Source organism: Paracoccus sp. (in: a-proteobacteria) (assembly GCF_046289755.1).
Classification (GTDB): domain Bacteria; phylum Pseudomonadota; class Alphaproteobacteria; order Rhodobacterales; family Rhodobacteraceae; genus Paracoccus.
Genome location: NZ_JBKBVD010000097.1, coordinates 1 through 5,171, shown reverse-complemented (window position 1 = coordinate 5,171; position 5,171 = coordinate 1). Strand labels below are relative to the sequence as shown.

Sequence of the window (5,171 nt, the reverse complement as noted above, 5' to 3'; positions counted from 1 at the left end):
GATCCTTGACGAAACGCGCATCCGAGGTGCCGCCCGAGGTGGACAGGACCGGCACGCGGCCCGTTTCGGCGGTGACCACATCGCGGACCAGATCGACAAAGGGGCCGGGCGCGGTCAGGAAAGCCTCGCCCGAAATCTGCGCCTCGACGGTCAGGGCCACGCCGGTCTCGGCGGCGATCCGGGCGGCATGGGCGCGCAGCCGGTCGGTCAGCGAGGCGCCGGTATGCAGGTCGTTGAAGCGGATATTGACGGTGGCGCGCGCCGCCTCGGGGATGACGTTCGAGGCCGGGTTGCCGCAGTCGATCGAGGTGATCTGCAGCCCCGAGGCGTCGAAATGCCCGGTGCCCTGATCCAGCGGTTCGGCGATCAGTTCGGCCAGATACCGGGTCAGCGCATGCAGCGGGTTCTTTGCCCGGTGCGGATAGGCGGCGTGCCCCTGCACGCCCCTGGCCGCGATCTGGAAGGTGGCCGAGCCGCGCCGCCCGATCTTCATCATCTCGCCCATATGGTCGGGGTTCGAGGGCTCGCCGACGATGCAGACATCCATCCGCTCGCCCTGCTGCACCATCCAGTCGAGAATGGCGATGGTGCCGTCGCGCGACGGCCCCTCTTCATCGCCGGTGATGGTCAGGATCACGGCGCCGTCGGGGGGCGTGTCGCGGACGAAATCAATGGCGGCGGCGACAAAGGCGGCCACGCCCGATTTCATGTCGGTGGCGCCCCGGCCCCAGATGACGCCGTCAGCCGCGTGCCCGGAAAAGGGCGGATGCGTCCACGAAGCCAGATCGCCCGGCGGCACCACATCGGTATGACCGTTAAAGCCAAAGGTCCGCGCGCCCCTGGCGCCCCAGCGGGCAAACAGGTTGGCCGTCTCGCCCCGGTCGGTGCGGTGGCATTCGAAACCCGCGCTGGTCAGCAGATCCTGGAGCAGAACCAGCGCCCCCCCTTCGATGGGTGTGACCGAGGGGCAACGGATCAGGCGGGCGGTCAGGTCGGCGGCATCAGTCATCAGGCACTCCACAGTTCAAAGGCGCGGCGGACAAGGTTCAGCCCGGTCAGGATCAGCAGGATCAGCGTCCAGCGGCGAAACTGCGCCACATCCAGCCGGTCCTGCAAGGCAAAGCCCGCCTTCATCCCGGCCAGCGCGGGCAGGCACAGCAGCGCCGACAGCGGCAAGGTCTGCGCGTTCAGCAGCCCCGAGGCAAGATGCGCGACGGTCAGGGTGATGGCGCCGATCAGAAAGACCACGCCCTGCACCCGGATCTGTTCGCGCTTTCCGGTGCCGATCGACAAGAGGTAAACGATCAGCGGCGGCCCCCAGATCCCCGAAATGCCGCCATAAAGCCCCCCGATCACGCCCGAGATCCCCTCGGCCCGCCTGCGGTGGCGCAGGTTCAGGACCAGCGGCCTGCCCGACAACTGCCACAGCGCGAATGCGGTGATCGGCAGACCCAGCAGCCCGTACATCAGCCATTGCGGCATGGCGGCGGCAAACCCCGCCGAGACGCAGATGAACACGGCGACCATGGCGATATGCAGCCGGAACTTGGCGATCGAGGCGATGGCCGCGCCCCGCCCGTCGCGCACCGATTGCTGCACATTGGTCATCAGCGTCGGCAGGATCATCGCCGCCAGCGCCACGGTCGCGGGCATGACCGAGCCAAAGACCGACATCATGATCATCGGCATGGCAAAGCCAAGCGCGCCCTTGACGAAGCCCGCGAAGGCGGTGACGCCGATGGTCACCAGAATTTGCCACAGCTCCAGTCCGAACATGGCGCGCAGGCTAACCGGGCGGGCGGGGAAGGAAAAGGCCGCATCGCGGAACGCGAATCGCCCCGCGCAAAAGGCCGGTCCGCGCCCCCCCCGCGGGGTTCTGTGACGAAAAGATGATGCGACCCGTTGCCCGCATGCATAGAGCTGTGGGAATTGCGCCACGCCCGTCCGGCGGCAGACCGCCACCCGCAACCCCGAAAAACCCAACCCGTCACGACGCTTCGACCGCTTTGCCACGATCCGCGCGGCCTGCGCCCCCCGTCCCACGGACGGTCGATCCGCCAACAACCTGCGACGGGGGACTGGCAACAGGAAAAAAATGCGTCTAATTCAATTCAGTTCGCCCTTCCGCCAAGGAGTTTCCGATGCCCGGTCCCGCTGTTTCCCTGTCTCGTCCGCTTCGTCTTGCTGCGATCGGTGCTGCCGCACTGACACTGGCGGCCTGTAACCCGCAGCCGGCACAGGACACGATGGGCGGCCTTCCGGCGAACGACTATGTGCTGGTGGGGATCGGCAACGGCACCGTGCCGCTGCGCAACATCACCCTGACGCTGCGCCCCGAAGGCGTGTCGGGCCGCGGCCCCTGCAACGGCTATGCGCTGCGCAACACCGTGCCGCTGCCCGCCGTGGCGTTCGAACCGATCCAGACCAGCGGCGTCGCCGACTGCAAGGATGCGGCCATCGAGCAACGCTATTTCACCGCGCTGCAGCAGGCGACCGAAATGGATTACTTCGGCGGCGTCCTGCGCATCAAGGGCCCGACCTGGCTGATCTATGAAAGCGGCCGCCCCGCCGATCAGGCGACCGACGCCCTCGCGCAGGCCCGCGGCAACCAGTAAGTTTCTTCTTCATCCAAATATCCCGGGGGGAGTCGCGGCACGCGACGGGGGGGCAGCGCCCCCCTTGCTACCCACCGCCCCGGAACAGCCGCCGCATCAACCGCGCCCGCGCCTCGGGCAGGGGGCGCCCGACCAGTTCTGCCGCCAGCCGTGCGCGCAGGAAATGGCCGGTGATCGCCAGCCCTTCGATCAGCCCCTGACCCCGGTTGTCGCCCGCCCCGCCAAGGCAGGCGGGCAAGGGCAGCAGCCGGTCGGCCCAATCCCCGGCCCCGGCCCGGCTGACCGCCCGGCCCGAACGCGGACTGACATAGGCCAGCCCCTCGCGCGCGCCGGTCACCGCGCAGGATGACAGATCCAGCCCAAAGCCCATCTCGTCCAGCAGCAGCATCTCCCAGGTCAGATACGCGTCCGACCAGGGCTGGCCCGCCTCGATCAGATCCAGCAACGCCTCGGTCGCAAGCGCCAGCCGGGGATGGGGATCGCGCTCGGGCAGCACGAACAGCAGCAGCGCGCAGATCGCGTTCAGACCCGCCAGCGCCAGCGGATCGCCCATCAGCGTGGCACGCAGGCGCACCGGCTCGACCGTCAGGCTGCCCAGCTGATCCTCGCGCCGCGCCCGCCAGCGCAGCGACAGCCGCGCGCCGGGCTGCAGCATCGCCGCGCGCTTCTGCGAGGCGCCGCCGGGCACCAGCCCGGCATGGCGGCCATATTCGGCGGTCATGACGTCAATGATGATGGCGGTTTCACCATGCGGCCTGCGCGCCAGAACGGTGCCCTCGGCCTGCCATTCCATGCGCGGGGTCCGGTGCTCAGGCCCGGCGCGGCGGGATCAGTTGCTGCGCCGCCCCCGCCAGCAACAGCCACAGCGAGGTGACGATCAGCCCCAGCGTCACCAGATGCGGCGTCTGGAAATTCAGCCACGCGGCCCAGCCCGCAAACACCACCCAGGCCACCGCGACGGGCAGCGATATGACGCGCCAGCGTTCGGTCCGGACGGGGTGGACGAATTTGATATTGGTGAACATGGTGATGGTCAGAACCGTCACGATGCCCAGAATTACCTCCCACGAGGGATGCACGGCGAACAGGACCAGCACCACCATGTTCCAGCAGCCGGGAAAACCAGAAAAGGAATTATCACGGGTTTTCATACGGGTATCGGCGAAATAGACGACGCTGCCGAAGACGATCACGATGATGGCGAACCATCCCGTCCAACCCGACAGCAGATCCGACTGGAACAGCGCAAAGGCCGGAATGAACACATAGGTCAGATAGTCGATGATCAGATCCATCAGCACGCCGTCATAGGCGGGCCAGTTGGTCTTGACGTCATAGCGCCGCGCCAGCGGGCCGTCGATGCCGTCGACCACGAAGGCCACGACCAGCCACAGAAACATCAGCGACCATTCGGCGTTCACAGCGGCCAGCATGGCCAGCATCGAAATGACCGCGCCGGAGGCGGTCAGAAGATGGACGGACAGGGCCTTGTGTCGCAGCTGCATCGGAATCTTTTCGCAGGTTGCCCGGCAGGGTGCAACCGCGCCCCGCGCCTCGGCGCAGGATCAGCGCAGGATCGGGGGGCCTTTGGGGCGGGGGGGCGCGGCAGGTGCCTCGGGAATGGTCAGATCAAAGCGCAGGGCGTTTGCAGGCGGGGTCGCGTCGGAAAAGCTGATATCGACGCCACCGGGCTGCGGCGGCAGAAAGGCCAGCGCCTCGGCCAGCGCCTTGGCGATGGCGGGCTGGCGGTCGGGATCGGCGCCCGCGACCAGCAAGACATGGCCGCCCTCTGCCACGCCAGCCAGCGCCGCCCCCGCGATCAGCCCGCGCAGATCGGTCAGCCGCGCGCCCAGAGGTTCGGCCAGCGCGGCCACGGTGGCGGGCGCGGGTGCGGTCAGGCGCAGCCGCGCCTCGGCCTGTTCGGGCGCAGCCGCCAGCGCGCCGGTCAGCCAGTCCAGCATCGCGGCGTCCAGCAGCATCTCGGACGGGTGGCCGGGATTGACCAGCAGCCCCGCGCCTTCGGATTTCAGCAGCCCGGCCAGCACCCGGCCCGGCAGCCCGGCATAGGCCACCGGCGCGCCGAAGAAACCGGCCAGCCGGTCCTCGGCATCGCAGGCCAGCGCGACCTGCGTGCCCTCCAGCGGGAACAGCCGCAGCTCGATCCGGTCGGCCACGGGTTCGCGGGTCAGCGCGACGACCAGCTCGGTATCGGCAAGGCGCGACAGCATGCGCGCGCGCAGGGGCGCGTCGGCCTGATGAAAGGGCGTGGTGGCAAGATCGTCGAGCGCGGTCATGTCAGGGTCGGGCATGGGGGCAACCTGTTCTGGTCCTGCCCCCGCCCTAATCCGCGTGCCCGCGCCCGGCAAGCCCACGCAAGCGTGATTCTGTCCCCGGCGCCGGGCGCCCCATATTGCAGGATATGAATCGCAGATCCCTGATCCTGACCGCCGGCCTTGCGCCGCTGCTGGCCGCGCCCGCGCTGGCCCCCTCGCGGGCCGAGGCCAGCCTTGCCCCCCTGCTCGCGCGCGCCGACGCGCTGGAGCCGTTGCGCGCCAT

General features: G+C 68.7%; 6 protein-coding genes. 1 reads left to right on the top strand and 5 read right to left on the bottom strand.

Annotated features, from left to right (window positions below; translation table 11 throughout):
- Together dapE and ACK41U_RS18975 are read right to left on the bottom strand one after the other, a co-directional pair.
- Positions 1 to 1,012, bottom strand: a 1,012-nt coding sequence (dapE, locus tag ACK41U_RS18980) for a succinyl-diaminopimelate desuccinylase (protein WP_409683745.1), incomplete at its 3' end; no start/stop codon positions are given.
- The gene (locus ACK41U_RS18975) at positions 1,009 to 1,776 is read right to left on the bottom strand and encodes a sulfite exporter TauE/SafE family protein (RefSeq protein WP_409683742.1); all 768 of its coding nucleotides are present in this window, start codon (positions 1,774 to 1,776) and stop codon (positions 1,009 to 1,011) included. The genes ACK41U_RS18975 and dapE, both read right to left, overlap by 4 nt.
- A 365-nt stretch (positions 1,777 to 2,141) precedes the next feature.
- Between ACK41U_RS18975 and ACK41U_RS18970 the strand changes: the two genes are divergently transcribed.
- Entirely contained in the window at positions 2,142 to 2,615 is a 474-nt protein-coding gene (locus ACK41U_RS18970) for an META domain-containing protein (protein ID WP_409683739.1), read from the top strand.
- Positions 2,616 to 2,682: 67 nt separating this feature from the next.
- Here ACK41U_RS18970 and recO read toward each other — a convergent pair whose 3' ends face one another.
- Genes recO through ACK41U_RS18955 form a run of 3 tightly spaced genes read right to left on the bottom strand, consistent with a single transcriptional unit; the run spans position 2,683 to position 4,924 of the window.
- Positions 2,683 to 3,408 (bottom strand): DNA repair protein RecO, encoded by a 726-nt coding sequence (recO, locus tag ACK41U_RS18965; protein ID WP_409683736.1) that lies wholly within the window; start codon positions 3,406 to 3,408, stop codon positions 2,683 to 2,685.
- Between the two features lie 16 nt (positions 3,409 to 3,424).
- Positions 3,425 to 4,120, bottom strand: a complete 696-nt coding sequence (locus tag ACK41U_RS18960) for a CDP-alcohol phosphatidyltransferase family protein (protein ID WP_409683733.1) — start codon at positions 4,118 to 4,120, stop codon at positions 3,425 to 3,427.
- A 60-nt stretch (positions 4,121 to 4,180) separates the two neighbouring features.
- Positions 4,181 to 4,924 (bottom strand): SseB family protein, encoded by a 744-nt coding sequence (locus ACK41U_RS18955; RefSeq protein WP_409683730.1) that lies wholly within the window; start codon positions 4,922 to 4,924, stop codon positions 4,181 to 4,183.
- Positions 4,925 to 5,171 lie beyond the last annotated feature (247 nt).